The 16826-nt window shown below is 70.4% G+C and carries 13 protein-coding genes; 5 read left to right on the forward strand and 8 right to left on the reverse strand.

Going from position 1 to position 16826, the window contains the following annotated elements; translation table 11 throughout:
* Positions 1 to 30: 30 nt before the first annotated feature.
* From AB4851_RS14665 to AB4851_RS14680, 4 genes are read left to right on the forward strand one after another with little or no spacing between them, the layout of a single operon-like run.
* Entirely contained in the window at positions 31 to 1224 is a 1194-nt protein-coding gene (locus AB4851_RS14665) for an LLM class flavin-dependent oxidoreductase (RefSeq protein ID WP_414447819.1), read from the forward strand.
* Between the two features lie 48 nt (positions 1225 to 1272).
* Positions 1273 to 2913 (forward strand): ABC transporter substrate-binding protein, encoded by a 1641-nt coding sequence (locus AB4851_RS14670; protein WP_414447820.1) that lies wholly within the window; start codon positions 1273 to 1275, stop codon positions 2911 to 2913.
* Positions 2914 to 2964: 51 nt separating this feature from the next.
* On the forward strand, positions 2965 to 4596 hold the full coding sequence (locus tag AB4851_RS14675; RefSeq protein WP_414447821.1) for an ABC transporter substrate-binding protein: 1632 nt from the start codon (positions 2965 to 2967) through the stop codon (positions 4594 to 4596).
* A 32-nt stretch (positions 4597 to 4628) separates the two neighbouring features.
* A complete protein-coding gene (locus AB4851_RS14680; RefSeq protein ID WP_414447822.1) occupies positions 4629 to 6194 on the forward strand; it encodes an amidase in 1566 nt (521 codons plus the stop codon).
* 163 nt (positions 6195 to 6357) lie between these two features.
* On the opposite strand, the gene AB4851_RS14685 is transcribed toward AB4851_RS14680, so the two are convergent.
* Complete coding sequence (locus tag AB4851_RS14685) at positions 6358 to 6546, reverse strand: hypothetical protein (RefSeq protein WP_414447823.1); 189 nt, start codon at positions 6544 to 6546, stop codon at positions 6358 to 6360.
* Positions 6547 to 6680: 134 nt separating this feature from the next.
* Here AB4851_RS14685 and AB4851_RS14690 point away from each other — a divergent pair, with 134 nt between their 5' ends.
* A complete protein-coding gene (locus tag AB4851_RS14690; protein WP_414447824.1) occupies positions 6681 to 7550 on the forward strand; it encodes a LysR family transcriptional regulator in 870 nt (289 codons plus the stop codon).
* Positions 7551 to 7685: 135 nt separating this feature from the next.
* Here the strand turns inward: AB4851_RS14690 and AB4851_RS14695 are convergent, their stop codons facing one another.
* The 7 genes from AB4851_RS14695 to AB4851_RS14725 form a co-directional block, all read right to left on the reverse strand.
* Complete coding sequence (locus AB4851_RS14695) at positions 7686 to 8513, reverse strand: substrate-binding domain-containing protein (protein ID WP_414447825.1); 828 nt, start codon at positions 8511 to 8513, stop codon at positions 7686 to 7688.
* 5 nt (positions 8514 to 8518) lie between these two features.
* Entirely contained in the window at positions 8519 to 10657 is a 2139-nt protein-coding gene (locus AB4851_RS14700; RefSeq protein ID WP_414447826.1) for a TonB-dependent receptor, read from the reverse strand.
* A gap of 362 nt (positions 10658 to 11019) precedes the next feature.
* Complete coding sequence (locus AB4851_RS14705) at positions 11020 to 11883, reverse strand: sterol desaturase family protein (protein WP_414447827.1); 864 nt, start codon at positions 11881 to 11883, stop codon at positions 11020 to 11022.
* Entirely contained in the window at positions 11880 to 12536 is a 657-nt protein-coding gene (gene maiA, locus AB4851_RS14710) for a maleylacetoacetate isomerase (protein ID WP_414447828.1), read from the reverse strand. The genes AB4851_RS14705 and maiA overlap by 4 nt, the downstream gene beginning before the upstream one ends.
* Positions 12533 to 14026: an MFS transporter gene (locus AB4851_RS14715; RefSeq protein ID WP_414447829.1), complete on the reverse strand. Its 1494-nt coding sequence runs from the start codon at positions 14024 to 14026 to the stop codon at positions 12533 to 12535. The genes maiA and AB4851_RS14715 overlap by 4 nt, the downstream gene beginning before the upstream one ends.
* A 17-nt stretch (positions 14027 to 14043) precedes the next feature.
* Positions 14044 to 14910, reverse strand: a complete 867-nt coding sequence (locus AB4851_RS14720; protein WP_414447830.1) for a hypothetical protein — start codon at positions 14908 to 14910, stop codon at positions 14044 to 14046.
* Positions 14907 to 16826, reverse strand: coding sequence for an FAD/NAD(P)-binding protein (locus AB4851_RS14725; protein ID WP_414447831.1), 1920 nt, complete (start codon positions 16824 to 16826; stop codon positions 14907 to 14909). Before AB4851_RS14725 ends, AB4851_RS14720 begins: the two co-directional genes overlap by 4 nt.

Consider the following 16826-nt stretch of genomic DNA (forward strand, 5'->3'; position numbering starts at 1 on the left):
ATCTCGAAATAATCAAGAACGCCGACTGCAATGATCGCCGCCCCGCCCGCCGCCACCACCCGCCCCTACGCCGCCACGCCGTTCGTGCCGGTGCGCTCGCCGGTGGACGATCCGGCCAGCCCGGTGGCGCGCGTGCTGACGCAGCCGCTGGCGCTGGGGCTGTTCGTGCCGATCCAGGCAGGCGGCTGGAGCGCCTCGACGCTGCCGCGCAGCACCGATTGGAGCTTCGACTACAACGCCGCGCTGGTGCAGCGCGCCGAGGCGTTCGGCTTCGATCTGGCGTTCGCGCTGTCGCAATGGCTGCCGAAAGGCGGCTATGGCGGCGTATTCACCGGCGACGCGCTCGATTCGTTCATGTCGCTGGCCGCGATGACGGCGATCACCGAGCGCATCGTCCTGGTGGCCACCAGCCACGTGCTGTACGGCCCGTGGCATCCGCTGCACTTCGCCAAGTTCAACGCCACGCTCGACCATATCTCGGGCGGACGCTGGGGCATCAACGTGGTCACCGGCCACCGCGCGGTGGAGCACGAGATGTTCGGCTGGCCGCGCATCGAGCACGACCATCGCTACGCGATGGCCGCCGAGTTCCTCGACGCCGTGCAGCAACTGTGGGCGCAGGACGAGAACTTCTCGTACACGCCGGAGCTGTCGACCTGGCGGCTCGGCGAGGCGTTCGTCACGCCCAAGCCGCGCCACGGCCGCCCGCTGCTGGTGAACGCCACCGGCTCGGATGCGGGCATCGCGTTCGCCGCGCGCTATTCCGACTACATCTTCATCACCAGCCCGGCCGGTTCCGAGATCGAGACGGCGATCGCCACGCTGCCCGCGCACACCGCGCGCGTCAAGCAGGCGGGCCGCCAGCACGGCCGCACGGTGCGCACGCTGCTCAATCCGATGGTGATCTGCCGCGACACCGCCGCCGAGGCGCGCGAATACCGCGACGCGATCGTTGCGCACGCAACCCGGGGCAGCTTCGACGGCTACCACAGCGACGCCCACGCCTGGCGCAACCAGGCCGGGCGCGGCGACCTTGCGCGCCGCGCGGTGGGCGGCAACGTGACGATCGTCGGCTCGCCCGACGAGGTGACCGACGCGATCGTGCGGCTGCATCGCGCCGGCGTGGACGGCGTGCAACTGAGCTTCTACGACTTCGCGCCCGATCTCGAACAATTCGGCACGCAAGTCGTGCCGCGCCTGCGCGCAGCCGGCCTGCGCCACTGAACACCCACGCGCGGCCCGACACCCCCTTCTCATCGCTACGGATTCCTCATGATCGTCCCGCATCTGTCCCTGCGGATCGCCCGCGCCGCGCGTCGCCTCGTGCCGCGGTTCGACGCGCGCTATCTCGGCGTGCTGGCGCTGGCCGCCGCCTGCGCCGCGCTCGAACCGGTGGCGGCCGGCGCGTTCGACAGCCACCGAGGCGGCACGCTGACGATGGTGGTGACGCCCGAGCCGACCACGCTCGTCAACCTCGCCACCACCTCCACCAACGTCATGCAGGTCAGCCCGAAGGTGACCGAGGGGCTGCTCGACTACGATCTCGATCTCACGCCGCGCGCCGCGCTCGCCACGCATTGGGAAGTCGCCCGCGACGGCCTGACCTACACGTTCAGCCTGCGCCACGGCGTGCGCTGGCACGACGGCCAGCCGTTCACCTCGGCCGACGTCGGCTGGTCGCTCGCCACGCTGCGCGCGCTGCATCCGCGCGCGCGTTCCACCTTCGCCAACGTCGCCGCGATCGACACGCCCGATCCGTACACGGTGGTGCTGCATCTGTCGAAACCTGCGCCGTACCTGATCCACGCGTTCTCGGCGTCCGAGACGCCGATCGTGCCGAAGCACGTGTACGACGGCGCCGACCCGCTGCACGCGGCCGCCAACAATGCGCCGATCGGCACCGGCCCGTTCCGCTTCGTCAAATGGGTGCGCGGCAACTACATCGAGTTCGCCCGCAATGACGATTACTGGGACAAGGGCAAACCGTATCTCGACCGCCTGATCGTGCGCGTGATTCCCGACGCACAATCGCGCGCGATCGCGCTGGAGGACGGCTCGGTCGATATCGGCGGCGAAACGCCGGTGCCGCTGGCCGAGCTGAACCGCCTGGCCGGCAACCCGAAGCTCGCGCTCGAAACCCGTGGCTATGGCTTCGAAAGCGGCGTGGTGCGGGTGGAGTTCAATCTCGACAATCCCTACCTCAAGCATCCCGAAGTGAGGCAGGCGATCGCCTCGGCGGTCGATCGCGAGGTGATCCGGCGCGTGATCTACGACGGCTATGCGCGCGCGCTGGCCTCGCCGATCATCGGCGGGCCGTATGCGGACCCGTCGCCCAGCCCCTACCCGTACGACCTGGCGCGCGCCAACGCGCTGCTCGACGCGGCCGGCTTCCCGCGCGGCGCGGACGGCACGCGCTTCGCGCTCGCCATCGACCCGTTCCCCGGCAACGACGCCTACGCACGCATCGGCGCCTACCTGCGATCACAACTGGCGCGCCTCGGCATCGCGCTGACGGTGCGCAACCAGGATCTGTCGGCCTACCTGAAGCGGATCTACACCGATCGCACGTTCGACCTGAGCGTGCACGGCATGAGCAACCTGTTCGATCCGTCGGTGGGCGTGGCGCGCCTTTATACCAGCGATAACTTCCGCCCCGGCGTGCCGTTCACCAACGGCTCGCACTATCACAACCCCGAGGTGGACCGGCTGTTCGCGCAGGCCGCCGTCGAAACCGACGAAGCGCGCCGCAAGCAGGCGTTCATCGAGATCCAGCGCATTGTCGAGCGCGACCTGCCCGACCTGACGCTGCTCTCGCCGCAATACGTGACCGTCTACAACCGCGCCGTGCACGACCACACCGTGTCGCCGGACGGCACCGCCGGCAATTTCGCCGCCGCGTGGCTGCAACGCTGACCGGCGCGCCCCGAACCCACCTCATCACGACCCACGCTGCGAACCTGACCGATGACCTTCGACCGACGACATTTCCTGACCTCCTCGCTCGCCCTGCTCTCCGGGGCCGGCACGCTGGCCGCCGGCCTCGCGCCCGAGCACGCGCACGCCGCGCCTGCCCCCGGCGCGGCCGACGCCGGCGCTCCGGTGCGCGGCGGCACGCTGACCTACATCGTGCCGGAGGACATCACGCAGGCCGTGTCGTTCCTCGACACCAACACGCGCAACCGCAACCTCAGCGCGAAGGTGACCGAGGGCCTGCTGCGCTACGACACGCATTTCGAGCCGCAGCCGCTGCTGGCCACCGCCTGGTCGATCAGCGCCGACGGCCTGCGCTACACGTTCAAGCTGCGCCCCAACGTCAAATGGCACGACGGCAAGCCGTTCACCTCGGCCGACGTCAAGTTCTCGTTGCTCGCGCAACAAAAGTCGGGGCCGCGCGGGCGCATCAGCCTAGCCAACGTCGAGCGCATCGACACGCCCGACGCGCTGACCGCCGTGATCGTCCTGAGCCGCCCCGCGCCGTACCTGATCAAGGCGTTCTCGTCGGCCGAGCTGCCGATCGTGCCGAGCCATCGCTACGGCGACGGCGATCCGCTCACCAGCCCGAATGCCTCCGCGCCGATCGGCACCGGCCCGTTCATCTTCGAGAAATGGGTGCGCGGCAGCTACGTCAGCCTGCGCCGCAACCCCGACTACTGGCGGCCCGGCGCGCCGCTGCTCGACCGCGTGGTGTTCAAGGTGGCCGGCAGCCCGGCGGCGCTGTCGGCCGCGCTCGAAGCGGGCGACGCCGACGTGGCCAACAACGTGCCGCTGGCCGATATCGAACGGCTCGCGAAGAACCCCGTGCTGCATGTCGACAACACCTACGACGCCTACCTCAACAACGGCCAGTTCTTCGAGTTCAACACCGAGCATCCGGCGCTGGCCAAGCCCGAGGTGCGCCATGCGATCGCGCAGGCGCTGGACCGCAACTTCATCCGCGACAACGTCTATTACCGCCACGCCGCGCTGATCGATTCGCCGGTGCCGCGCGTGCTGCAGGCCTATTACGACGACAGCACGTTCCGCTACCCGTTCGATCCGGCCGCCGCCAACGCCGCGCTCGACGCGGCCGGCTACCCGCGCGGCGCGGACGGCACGCGCTTCGCGCTGCGCCTGACCTACCTGACCGGCAACGACATGCGCACCACCGCGCTCTACACGCGCGGCGCGCTGGCCAAGATCGGCATCAAGGTGACGGTGCTCGACGGCGACCTGCCGACGTTCCTGAAGCGCGTGTACACCGCGCGCGAATTCGACATCAACCTGAACGGCCTGGGCCGCCTGTACGACCCGAGCGTGGGCGTGCAGCGCTTCTATTGGGGCGACGGCGTGCGGCATCCGCTGGTGTGGATCAACGCCGCCCATTACCAGAACCCGGATGTGGACCGCCTGTTCACCTCGGCCGCCACCGAAACCGACGAGGGCCGCCGCGCCGGCCTCTTCAAGGAAGCGCAGCGGATCGTCGGGCGCGACCTGCCGGTGTATCCGATCGTCAGCATTCCGTCGATCCAGATCCATCACAAGCGCGTGCGCAACCTCAACAACAGCATCGACCTGACCGCCGGCGATTTTTCCGACACCTGGCTCGCGCCGGCCTGAGCGGCCACGCTTCGCATTCCCGAGGAACCGAGATGAGCATCGAGATCACCGACCTTCCCGCTGTTGCCGCTTCCGAAACGGCGGCAAACGGAGCCGACCCCACCGCCGACACCACCACTGCCACGCTGATCTTCGCCAGCGCGGCCGAGCAGGCGCGCGCGCTGGCCGAGGGGCGCGTCAGCGCCGTGGCGCTGCTCGAACAGGCGCTGGCGCGCATCGACCGCCACGACGGCGCGCTCAACGCGATCGCGATCCGCGACGACGTGCGCGCCCGCCGCGAGGCCCGCGCCGCCGACGCGGCGCTCGCACGCGGCGAACGCCGCCCGCTGCTCGGCGTGCCGATCACCGTCAAGGAATCGTTCGACGTGGCCGGGCTGGTCACCAGCATGGGCGCGCCCGCGTTCGCGGCAAACCGCGTCGAGCGCGATTCGCATGCCGTGGCCGCGCTGCGCGAGGCCGGCGCGATCGTGATCGGCAAGTCGAACGTGCCGCTCAACAATTCCGATCTGCAAAGCTACAACGCCGTGTACGGCCTGACCGGCAACCCGTGGGATCTGGCGCGCACGCCGGGCGGCTCCTCGGGCGGCTCGGCCGCGGCCGTGGCGGCCGGCTACGTGGCGCTGGAGATCGGCTCCGACATCGGCGGATCGATCCGGATTCCTGCGCATTTCACCGGGATCTTCGGCCACAAGCCGAGCTACGGCATCGTCTCGATGCATGGCACCGGCGTGCCGACCGGGCGCATCGTCGACCGCGACCTGTCGGTGGCCGGGCCGCTGGCGCGCAGCGCCGGCGATCTCGAACTGGCGCTCGACGTGCTCGTCAACCGCGAGCCGCTGGCCGCCAAGGGCTGGCGCCTGACGCTGCCGCCCGCGCGCGCCGCCACGCTCGACGCGTTCCGCGTGCTGGTGCTCGATGCCTGGCCCGGTGTCGAACCGAGCCTGTCGGAGCGCGAGGTGATCGCACGCGTGCTGGCGAGGCTGCGCGAGCAAGGCACGCCGGTGACGTTCGCCACCGATCTGCCCGAAGGCGCGCTGCCCGATCTGGCCGCCTCGCATCCGCTGTTCCGTACCTTGTCGGGAGCCTCGCTGGCCGAGCCGCCGCCGTTGAGCGCGGGCCAGCAGGCGCGGCTCGCCCGGCTCGCGCCCGACGACACCAGCGCCGACGCCGCGCGGCTGCGCGCGCCCACGCTCGCGCATCGCGACTGGATTCGCGCCGACGAGCGCCGCCACGCGCTGCGCCATCATTGGGAGCGGCTGTTCCGCGATTACGACGTGGTGCTGACGCCCGTCGCGCCCACGCCCGCGTTCCATCACAACCGCAACGAGCCGAAGGACGAGCGCACCTATCCGGTCGCCTATGCCGACGGCGTGCGCGAGGTGCCGTTCTTCGAGCTGTTCTATTGGGCCGGGCTGCCGGTGTTGCCGGGGCTGCCCGCCACCAGCTTCCCGGTGGGGTTCGACGCCGACGCGCTGCCGATCAGCGCGCAGGTGGTGGGCGCGTATCTGGAGGACCGCACCACCATCGCGTTCGCACGCGCCTACGAGGCGGTTTACGGCGGCTTCGTCGCGCCGCCCGATTTCGTGCCGTCGGCCTGAGGCAAGGCCGCGACACGACCAACGCGCGCGGAACTGGAGAAACCGCCGCGATAGCAGCATCCGCGCCGAGGGCGAACGATCTCGCCCGACGCGGCAGCACGCCGGCTCCGTTACCGTTCGGGCCGGCGCGGCACGCCACCGCGTGCCTGGAACACGTTCAACTTCACAAAAGGCGCAACAGCCCGCACACCCCCACCGTAGCGGCGGCCAGGATCGCCACGCCGAGCAGCAGGCCGGTCAGATGCGCGCCGAGCGTCTGCCAGGCGAGCGCGCGCGCGTCGGCCGTCTCGGGCAGCGCGCGGGCCGAGGCGGTCGGGGCGGCCGGATCGGCCGAGTCGGTCGGATAAGGCATCGCCGCTCCTGATTCGTGAGATGGGGGGGCGGCCGCTTGCGAGCCCGGCCGGATGACGATAGCGTGTCACACCGACCGGTGGCGGGAAACGGGCCGCGCCATATTTCAACGATGACAAAAACGAATGGTTCCCGATGAAAACACTCGATCTCGAAGCGGTTCAGGCCTTCGTGCTGGTGGCCGACCTGCGCAGCTTCACGCGCGCGGCCGACGCGCTGGACAGCACCCAATCGGCGGTCAGTCTCAAGCTCAAGCGCCTGGAGGAGCGGCTCGGCCATCGCCTCGTGGAGCGCACGCCGCGCATGGTGCGGCTCTCGCCGAAGGGCGAGGTGTTCCTGCGCTCGGCGCGCGCGCTGCTGGCCGCGCATGACGAGGCGCTCGGCGTGCTCGCGCGCGAGCGCACCACGCTGAAGGTGGGCATCAGCCATCACATCGTCGGGCCGGACTTGCCGCTGGTGCTGCGGCATGTGCATCGCGCCGATCCGGGGCTGCTGGTGGAAATGCGGGTGGCCAGCTCGCGCGACGTGGAAGCCGATTTCGACGGCGGCGCGCTCGACGCCGCGCTGGTGCTGCGCCACGACGACAGCCGCCGCGACGGCGACACGCTGCAGGCCGAGCCGTTCGGCTGGATGGCCGCGCCCGACTGGGTGCGGCACGACGGCGAGCCGCTGCGGCTGGCGACCCAGGCCGCGCCGTGCCGGGTGCGCGCGATGGCGATCGGCGCGCTGCAGGCGGCGGGCGTGCCGTGGGTGGAGGTGTTCGTCGGCGGTGGCATTCCCGCGCTGGCCGCCGCCGCGCAAGCGGGCCTGGCCGTGGCCCCGCTCGCGCGCCGGGTCGCACCGCTCGGCACCGAGGACGTCGGGCCGCGCCTCGGCCTGCCCGCGCTGCCGGCGCGCGACGTGGTGCTCTACTCGGCCACCACCGACAGCCAGGTGCGCGCCGCGCTGCGCACGCTGGTCAGCGCGTTCCGCACCGGGCCGGCGGCGGTGGCCACGGCGGCCTGATGGAGCGAGGCGGCGAGGCGGTGGCTCGCCGCCCACGCCAACGCCGCGCGATCCGCACCTCGAAGTCGCGCGTTCGTTTTATTCAAGATAAAACGTAATCCCCGATGAATCGATTCGGATGCCGCCAGACGAGGTTCACGGCTGCGGCGAGGCCAACCCCACCGCGCCGAAACCATAACGCGGCAGCACGGCCTGCGCGGCCGGACTCAGCAGATACATCGCGAAGCGGTAGGCCGCGTCGTCGTGGCGGCCGGCCAGCACCGTCATGCCGTAATCGGCCTGGATCGCCAGTTCGGGCGGCAGTTCCACCTGGTCGAGCGCCGGGTCCGGCTTGGTGTCGTGCGAGCTGCAATAGCCGACGAACACGTCCACGCGATGCGTCTGCATGAAGTATTTGACCGGATTGCGCCCGGCCGGCACGTCGGGCGCGGTGCGCCCGCCCACCAGTTGCTGCGCCTTCGCCTCCAGCACCGCCGTCGCGCCCGGGCGCACCGTGCCGGCCTTCTCGAACAGTTGCCAGGCATAGTCGCCGCCCGGGTCCGCATGCGGCGTGGAGGTGCCGATCTTCACGGCCGGGTTCAGCAGCGTGTCGAGCAGGTTCGCCGTGCTCAGGCCCACGTCGGGCCGCGCCGTCACGCACACGCGGTTGCGCGCGAACACCACCGTCGCGCCGGCCTTGCCCTCGTCGGTCAGCCGTTGCGGGTGGGCCAGGTTCGCCGAGATGAACAGGTCCGCATGCTCGCCGCGCTCGATGCGCTCCAGCAGCAGGCCGGCCGGCCCGAGCACCAGCTTGACGGGCTGGCCGGTGGCCGCGCCGTAGTCGTGCGCGAGCGTCGCCAGCGCGCCGCCGGTGCTGCCGGCCGCGTATACGACGAGCGGCTCGGCGCCGTGCGCGGCGCCCATCGTGAAGGCCAGCGGAGCCGCGAACGCCGCGATAAGGGAGCGCGAGCGAAGGGGACGCATGAAGGTCATAAGTCGATCTGGATGGAAGCGCGCACCGTACGCGGCGCGCCGAGCGTGCCGGTGCCGTTGTCGGTGCTGTTGAAGCCGTTCTGGCCGGTCGGGGCGATGTTCGCCCAGTACTGCCGGTTGGTCAGGTTGTCGACCGCCACGCGAAACACCACGTTCTTGCCCGCGATGCGCGTGCGGTAGCGCGCGCCGAGATCGAGCAAGGTGTAGCCGTCGACGAAATCGGTATTCGTGTAGTTGCCCGGCCGCCGGCTCGCGTGATTGACGTTCAGCGTGAACGCCAGGCCCGGCACCACCGGCACGCTGTAGTCGAGCAGCGCGTTGAACACCACGCGCGACAGCCCGAGGATCTGCTGATCGCTGGTGGCCGCCGAGCCGGTGTCGAACAGGCGCGGATCGAGCAGCGACAGCCCCGCGTACACGTACAGGTCGCGGCTGAGCGCGCCGTTCGCCGTCAGTTCGAGGCCACGGTTGACCTGCCGGCCGCCGTTGGCGAACACGTTGTCCGCGCCGACGAACGCATACGGCCGCTGAATCCGGTACAGCGCCGCGCCGAGGTTCATCGCCGCCACTTCGAGCTTGTAGCCCAGTTCCCATTCGCGGCTGCGGTACGGCGCGAGGCTCTGGCCGGCGTTGGCCGCGCCGCTGGGCGCGCTGTCGCCTTGCTGGAGGCTGTCCGCGTACGTCACGTAGGCCGTCATGTTCGGTTGCGGCTTGAACATCAGGCTCGCGGTGGGGCTGATGCCGTTCGCGTCGTAGCGGCTCGTGACGCCGCCCTGGCGGTTGAAGTTGCGCACGCTGATCCAGCTCTGGCTCGCGGCCAGCAGCGCCGACCATTGCCGGTTGAAGCCGATCGTGTCGCCGAGCGTCAGCGATTGCTGGATCGTGCGCACCGCGCGGAAGCGATCGGAGAAATCGGGCAGCGCCGGCTCGGCGAAGCTCGACGGGTTGCCGAGGTTGCCGGTGCCGAGCGTGATCGCGCCGGTCTGGAACGGCGTGTAGCGATTCCAGAAGAACCCCGTGTTCGACAGCACCAGGTCGTGCGACATGCCCGCCAGCCAGGTGCGGCCGTTCAGCGCGAGGTTGTTGCTGACGATGGTGTCGAGGCTGAACGTGGTGGTGGCCGCGGTGGTGGTGTACGCGCCCGACCGGTTGGTCAGCGTGTTGGTGGGCACCGTGGAGGCGCGGTCGCTGGTCTCGCGCAGCAGGCCGGCCGTCAGGTGCCAGTCGTCGCTGAAGTCGTGTTTGAGCGTGGCGCTCAGGATGTTGGTGGTGTTGTCGTCGCCGGCCCAGGTCTGGCCGTAGCCCGCGCGGGTCGGATCGAGCGACACCGGGAACGGCACATTGCGCGCCAGCGCGAAGGTGCCTGGAAAACCGGTGTCGAGATAGCGATAGGTGCTGGCGTTGGTTTCGAGGCGCGTGTCGCGGCTGAAACGCACGTCGAACGCGAGGCTGGCCAGCTCGCGCCGCAGCCGGCTGCCGGGCGTGTAGCTCTCGCCGTTCTGGTTCAGCAGGTTGAGGCGGTAGCCGAATGCGTCGTCGTTGCCGAAATGGCCGCCGAGGTCGAGGTGTTCGAGCAGCGATTGACGCGAGACATAACCCACCGTGAATTCGCGCAACGGCGTGGCGGTCGGGCGCTTGAACACGAAGTTGAACGTGCCGGCCGGGTTGGCCGGGCCGTACAGCGCGCCCGACAGGCCGCCGAGCACCTCCACGCGCTCGAATTCCTCGATCGGGTAATCGGTGGTGGCGGCCACGTTCAGGCCGTCCACGCGCGTGTTCTGCACCACGCCGGCCTGCAGGCCGCGCGTTTGCGGGCGGATGTTCTCGCCCTGCACCGACGGCACGAAGCGGAACGCCTCGCGCACGCTTTCGAGCTGCTGGTTGGCGGCCAGCGCGGCGGGCACCACGCTGATCGAATACGGCGTGTCGAGCAGCGCCTTCTCGCCGAGCGGGCCGACCCGGATTCGCTCGACCTGGTACGACGGCAGCGAATACGGCATCAGGCCGCCGACGGCGACCGGCGCGAGCGCAACGTCGCGATCCGGAGCGGGATCCTGCGCGTGCGCGACACATGACGCGCCCACGCCGGCGGCAGCCAGCGCGAGCGCCCTGAAACGGGGGCGGCGGAGAAGCATGGGCGAAACGCGAGGGGTCGAAATCGTTATGCACCGAAATATATAACGAAATGATTCGCCGCAAAGAACACAGTTGCATGGAGCACAGTCGGCTTTCCCGAGCGCGGTCGAACTGCATCGATCACACAAGGCGCCGCCGTGCCGCGCCTGTCTCCCCTCGCCCTTCAGCCTGCTTGCAACGCTTGCCTGGTCTCGGCCGCCACACGGCCTGCCGGCCGGCTCCATCCGCCCTTCAGCCGGCCTGCAACGCTTGCCTGGCCGTGGCCGCCGCTGCCGACCGGCTCCACCCGCCCTTCAACCTGCCTGCAACGCTTGCCTGGCCGTGGCCGCCACGCTGCAAACCGGCCCCCGCCCCCTTGGCTTCAGCCTGCCTCGCGCGCCACGCTCTCCGGCGCCAGCGCCGCGTTGACCGGCACGGCCACCGCCGCCACTGCCGCCGGCTTGCGCTCGAACATCGACAGCAGCATCCCGCCGAGCGTCTGGCTCGCCGCGTCGTCGTAGCCGCGCACGCCGAGCGGCGTGGTCTTGCGCTCGGGCGCGATCTCCAGCGTGCCGAACAGCTTGTCCCACAGGATCAGCAGCACGCCGAACTGGCTGTCCGAATACTTGCGGATCTTCGCGTGGTGCGCGAAGTGATGGCTCGGCGTGACGATCACCTTGCCGAGCACGCTTTCGAGCCAGGCCGGCAGCCGCAGGTTGCTGTGGTGATAGAGCTGGCCGGCCAGCGCGAGCGGCGCGTGGATCAGCAGCGCGAGTGGCGGCAGGCCCAGCAGCGGGATCAGGATCGCGCGCGGCGCGAGGATCGGGAACGCCGCGCCCGGATGGTTGCGGATGGTCGTCGACGCCTCCATCAGCGGATCGCTGTGGTGCAGCCGGTGAAAGCGCCACAGCAGCCGGAACGTGTGATCGGCGCGATGCCGCCAGTAGTCGCCGAAGTCGAGCGCGATCACGCCGAGCACCACCTGCAGCCACAGCGGCAGGCCCAATTGCGGGAACAGCCCCCACTGATGGCGCTCGGTCGCGTGCAGCAGCCACACGATGCCGAGCCCGAGCACGGCCGTGGTGGCCACGTAGATCACGCCGATCGCGAGGTTCTTCGCCGTGTGCCGCCAGCGCCCCTCGCCTTCGAGCAGGGGCACGGCCGCCTCGGCCGCGATCAGCAGCGGCAGGCCGGTGAACATCACCGCGTAACGTGGGTTGTCGAGGGCAAGCTGTATCAGACTCATGTCGATCTCCGTTCCTGTTGGCTGTCCGGCTGATTGTCGGGATGCGCATGCCGGAACGCCGGCAATTCCAGGCATGCTGCGACGATTGCGGCGATCGTCGGATACGCGTCCACCTCCACGCCCACGCGCCGCGCCGTGAACGCCTGCGGCACGAGGAACAGGTCCGCCACGCCCGGCGTGTCGCCGTGGCTGTAGCGGCCGCTCGCGCCGTCCTGCAGCCGCGTTTCCAGCGCGGCGAAACCGGTTTCGATCCAGTGGCGCTGCCAGGCGCCGGCCTGCGCGGCGTCGAGCCCGGCCGTCTCGCGCAGGTAGCGCACCGCGCGCGCCGCGCCGAGCGGATGGATGTCGGAGCCGACCGCCGCCGCCAGGCTCGCCACCCGCGCGCGCCCGGCCGGATCGGCCGGATACAGCGGCGGCGCGGGCCGCGTCGTCTCCAGGTAATCGACGATCGCGAGCGATTGCGTGAGCCGAAGCCCGTCGATCGCGAGCGTCGGCAACAGCCCTTGCGGGTTCAGCGCCAGATAGGCGGGATCGCGGTGCGCAAGTTGCGCGATGTCGTAGGACACCGTGTCGTACACGATGCCCTTCAGGTTCAGCGCGATGCGCACGCGGAACGACGCGGACGAGCGGTAGAAACCATGCAGCGTGGTCATGCGGCCTCCTGCTGCGAGTCGGGTTGCTGCGCATCGCGGCGCGAATTGGGTTGCGAGCCTGGGTGTGGGTCGGGCTGCGGGTCGGCCTGTGAGCCGGGACGCGAGTCGTGCTGCGAGTCGTGCTGCAAATCGGGCTGTGAGCCGGGCCGCGAGTTGGGCCGCGAGTTGGGACGCGAATCGGGCTGCGAGTCGTGCCGCAAGTCAGGCTGCGAGTCGTGCCGCGCATCGGGCTGGAAATCGGACTGCGACCGGCGGCGCACGGTGCGCACGAGCCACGCGAGAAAGCCCGGCAATTGCAGCGCGACGACCACGGCGAACGCCGTCTGATAGGCCGCGGCCGGATAGTGATGGGCGGCGTCGGGCGTCCATGCCGAGACGATGAAGCCGAAGCCGCTCTGCACCAGGAACGCCCCGAAGAAGATCAGCAGATTCAGGCAGGTGGCCGCGCGGCCCGTCAGCGCGGGCGAGACGTTCTGCGCGACGATCGTGTATTCCAGCCCGGCGATCGTGCCGATCAGCGTGAAGGCCACGCTCAGGGCCGGAATCCACGGCACCACGTTCAGCAGCGCGAGCACCTGCACCAGCAGGAACAGCCCCACGCCCACGCCGGCCACGTCGATCGGCTTCGCGCCGAAGCGGCGGCCCGCCCATTCGGTGATGTTCCCGATCGACAGCGAGCCCGCCACGATCGCGCCCATCCCGACGAACAGCAGCGCGGCCGCCTCGCGCGTGTCGAGCCCGCCGACGTCCTGCAGCCACTGCCCCATCCACAGCCCTTGCAGGCCGAACGCCACGGCATGCGCGGGCAGCAGCAGCGAGATGGTGCGACGGAACGCCGGGTCGCGATACACCTCGAGCAGCGAGCCGAGCGTGGGCCAGCGCGCGACGCGATGCGCGGGCGGATCGGGCGGCGTCAGGAAGCGAATCGCCAGCACCGGGGCCAGCGTCACCACTGCCAGCGCGACGAACACCGCGCGCCAGCCGAACTGCTGCAACGCCAGTTCCACCGGCAGCGTGGCCGACATCGCGCCGAGCCCGCCCACCGCCAGCAGATAGCCGTGGATCGACGGCAGCCGGCGCGGCTCGACCCAGTACGACAGCGCCTTGATCGAGCCCATGAAGCAGGCCGACAGGCCGATTCCGGTCAGCACGCGTGCCGCGAACAGCGGCCCGAAGCTGGTGCCGAACGCGAACAGCAGCGAGCCTGCCGAGGCCGCGCCGAGCAGCGTCAGTTGCACGCGGCGCGGGCCGTAGCGGTCGAGCGCCATGCCCACCGGCAATTGCGCCAGCCCGAACGACACGAAGTAGGCGCTCGACAGCAGCCCGAGCTGCGCGGCGCTCAGTTGCAGCGCCTCGACCAGATACGGCGCGAGCACCGCATTGATCGAGCGAAACACGAACGAAACGTAATGGCCGAAAGCGAACGGCAGGAACACGGTCGCGTAGAGCGCCGCGGTGCCGAGCCGGCCCTGGGTGTCCGACGAATTCACGGAGGCTCCTTCGAGGATCAGTACGAACGGGATGGAGGGAACGTGCCGGCCGGCGCGCGATAAACGTGCTCGATGCCGCCGTGCGCCGACTCGCGCACCAGCGTGCCGAGCGCGGCCAGTTGCGGGAGGTTCTGCACGGCGTAGAGCACGAGGGGACTGGCTTGGTCGGCTTGGTCGGCTTGGTCGGCTTGGTCGGCTTGGTCGGCTTGGTCGGTGTGATCGGTTGGATCGACTAGATCGGCGCGATCGGCCTGCGTGGCCGCGAAGCGGTGCGCGGCCCACGGCGGCACGTAGAGCGCGTCGCCGGCCGCGAGCGGATAGGCGCGTTCGCGGCTTGCCGCCGGGTTGCGTGCGCCGTGTGCATCGACGTCGCCCCCTTCGCCTTCGCCATCGACGCGCTCGCCGGCCTCGCCGAGCCACGCCGTGCCGGCCCCGGCCACCACCACGTACAGATGCCAGAACGCATGGCGATGCGCACGCGTCGGCTCGCCCGGCGCGACAATCTGGATCGCCAGCGAGATGCCCGGCGCGACCTCCGCACCGGATTCGCCGGCCACCAGCGCCGCCGTGCCGCGCTCACCGTGCACGAAGCGGCTGCGCGCCTCGTCGAGCGCCCCCGACGGCCAGTGCGCCGCACCGGGCCGAGGCTGTGCCGCCGCCTTGAGATAGGCGCCGAACGGCACGAGCCGGCCGCCGGGCGTGACCACCTCATCCGACGGATTCAGGGCTTCGGGCTGCGTTTGGGGGTGCGCTTGTGGCTGCGTTTCCGACTGCGCTCGAAGTTGCGTTTGCGGCTGCGCTTCCGGCAGTGCATCGGGCTGCACTTCCGGCTGCGCTTCCAACTGCAAATCGCCCCGCGTATCCAACCAGGCCAGCGTGCTCATGCCGTGGCCTCCACGCTGTCGACGCTATCGGCGCGCGCCGCCGCGCCCAGCGTTGCCCGCGCCGCGCCGTGCCGCTCGATCGCCTCGAACAGTTGCAACACGGCGCGCTCGGCATCCGCCGTCTGGCGCGATGCAATACGCGGCCTCGGCAGCGCATGCGTGTAGAAATGCGCGCCCTCGACCGGATAGCCGATCGCCCAGAGGCGCGGCTGCGCCGTGCCGTCGCGCCCGATCGGCCGCAGTTGACGGTCGATGTCGAGCCCGCCCGGGTGGTAGTCGCCATTGCGGAACGGCCGGATCAGGCCACGCGCGAGCAGCGCGGCGGTCAGCGGCGAGGCATCGGTCAGCGGCGACCACGCGTCGAGCCGCGCGGCCACCAGCACGTCGGCGAAGCGGTGCGTGTCGCCCTCGGGATAGGCCGTGTCGATGCGGAACCGCGCCGCGTCCAGGTCGCCCGTCACGCGCGCGCCCGGCCCGCCGCCCAGCGTCAGCACGCCGGCCCGGCGCAGCGCCTGGAACTCGACGTTGCGCTGCTTCGGCGGCCCGAACGCGATGCGATTCGTGATCGCGTTGAACTCCTCGACGAAATAGCGATGCGAATCGGGCGTCGCCGCGCCATATTCGATCGCCTCGCGCAACGCCTCGCGCGTATCGCGCAGCGCATCGGTGGCGGCCTTCAGCGGGCTCGACAGATTGCCGAGGAAGGCCTGCGCGAGATCGTCGTCGAACTGCGCGTCGAAGAACGCGCGGAATTCGGCTTCCGAAGCAAACCGGCGGCCTTTCAGCGGCCAGAGAATCGCCTCGATCGCCTGCTGCTCGCTTGCGCTCGGCACGAAACGCTCAGGATCGAGAGCGCCGCCAGAATCCCCCTGCGCGCTGGCCGCCGCCGTCGCGGCGAGCCGGTACGCCCAGGCCATCTCCTTGACGATCAGCGGCAGCACCTCGGCGCGGAAATCGACGCGCCGGTCGCCGCGCGACAGCGCCGCCGCATCGGCCAGCGCACGCACCGCCGCCGGCGTGAAGAAGCGCGCCGCGTGCCGCCCGGTCAAGCCCTTCTGGTTCACGCCGCGCGCCGCGAACGGCAGGCACTGGCGCGAGAACACCAGCAGCTTCGGCTCCCGCCCAGACGGCACGTAGCGTAGGCCCTGCGCATCGTCGACGAAGCGCCCGCCGCGCCCCACCGTCAGTTCGGAGATCACGTCGTGCGCGGTCAGCCCGAAGCCCTGGATCGCCACCGTCGCCTGCGAGGCGATCCGCGACAGGCCGGTGACCGGATACGGCGTCGCGAAATAGGCCAGCGCCGGGTTGTGCCGCACCTGGCTCGCCACGAACGCATCGGCCGCGTGGTCGGCCTCGTTCGGCAGCCGCCGGCCATGGCCGGTGGTCAGGAACGTGTAATCGGCGCGCACCGTGTAGCCGTTGTCGAGCCGCACGCGAAAGCCCTCGCCGTGCGGCTCGACGTCGTGCGCGCGGGTGCGGTGATGCGCGAATGTGATCGCAGCCGGCAACTGCCGCGCGATGTGATCCACGCCCCACGACAGGTATTCGCCGAGCAGGCTGCGCGGCAGATAGTCGAATTCGGTGATCGCCTCGCCCGAGGCGTCGCCGACGCGGAAGAAGCGCGGCCCGAAGCGGCGGTAGCCGCTCGCGATCGCCCATTCCACCAGCGTCGGGCCGTTCGCGCCGCCCGCCACGCTGTCGGGCGCGAAGATCGTCACCTGCGAGGCAACCGTGTTGATCAGCAGATGATCGGGCTGGCGCGCCGGGTGCGAGCCTTCCCCGCATTCGCCGGGGTCGATCGCGTCGATATGCAGGCGCTCGCCGGCCGGCAGCCGACGCGCGTGTTCCAGGATGCGTTCGAGTACGCTGATGCCGCGCGGGCCGAGCCCGATCACGGCGACGTGGGTGGTCGTCAT

It is taken from the genome of Burkholderia sp. 22PA0099 (assembly GCF_047497165.1).
Taxonomy (GTDB): Bacteria; Pseudomonadota; Gammaproteobacteria; order Burkholderiales; family Burkholderiaceae; genus Burkholderia.

What these genes read in the sequence shown, in the direction of transcription:
- AB4851_RS14665 (WP_414447819.1), top strand. Translation starts at nt 31, where the DNA reads ATGATCGCCGCCCCGCCCGCCGCCACCACCCGCCCCTACGCCGCCACG.
- AB4851_RS14670 (WP_414447820.1), top strand. Translation starts at nt 1,273, where the DNA reads ATGATCGTCCCGCATCTGTCCCTGCGGATCGCCCGCGCCGCGCGTCGC.
- AB4851_RS14675 (WP_414447821.1), top strand. Translation starts at nt 2,965, where the DNA reads ATGACCTTCGACCGACGACATTTCCTGACCTCCTCGCTCGCCCTGCTC.
- AB4851_RS14680 (WP_414447822.1), top strand. Translation starts at nt 4,629, where the DNA reads ATGAGCATCGAGATCACCGACCTTCCCGCTGTTGCCGCTTCCGAAACG.
- AB4851_RS14685 (WP_414447823.1), bottom strand. Translation starts at nt 6,546, where the DNA reads ATGCCTTATCCGACCGACTCGGCCGATCCGGCCGCCCCGACCGCCTCG.
- AB4851_RS14690 (WP_414447824.1), top strand. Translation starts at nt 6,681, where the DNA reads ATGAAAACACTCGATCTCGAAGCGGTTCAGGCCTTCGTGCTGGTGGCC.
- AB4851_RS14695 (WP_414447825.1), bottom strand. Translation starts at nt 8,513, where the DNA reads ATGCGTCCCCTTCGCTCGCGCTCCCTTATCGCGGCGTTCGCGGCTCCG.
- AB4851_RS14700 (WP_414447826.1), bottom strand. Translation starts at nt 10,657, where the DNA reads ATGCTTCTCCGCCGCCCCCGTTTCAGGGCGCTCGCGCTGGCTGCCGCC.
- AB4851_RS14705 (WP_414447827.1), bottom strand. Translation starts at nt 11,883, where the DNA reads ATGAGTCTGATACAGCTTGCCCTCGACAACCCACGTTACGCGGTGATG.
- maiA (WP_414447828.1), bottom strand. Translation starts at nt 12,536, where the DNA reads ATGACCACGCTGCATGGTTTCTACCGCTCGTCCGCGTCGTTCCGCGTG.
- AB4851_RS14720 (WP_414447830.1), bottom strand. Translation starts at nt 14,910, where the DNA reads ATGAGCACGCTGGCCTGGTTGGATACGCGGGGCGATTTGCAGTTGGAA.
- AB4851_RS14725 (WP_414447831.1), bottom strand. Translation starts at nt 16,826, where the DNA reads ATGACGACCACCCACGTCGCCGTGATCGGGCTCGGCCCGCGCGGCATC.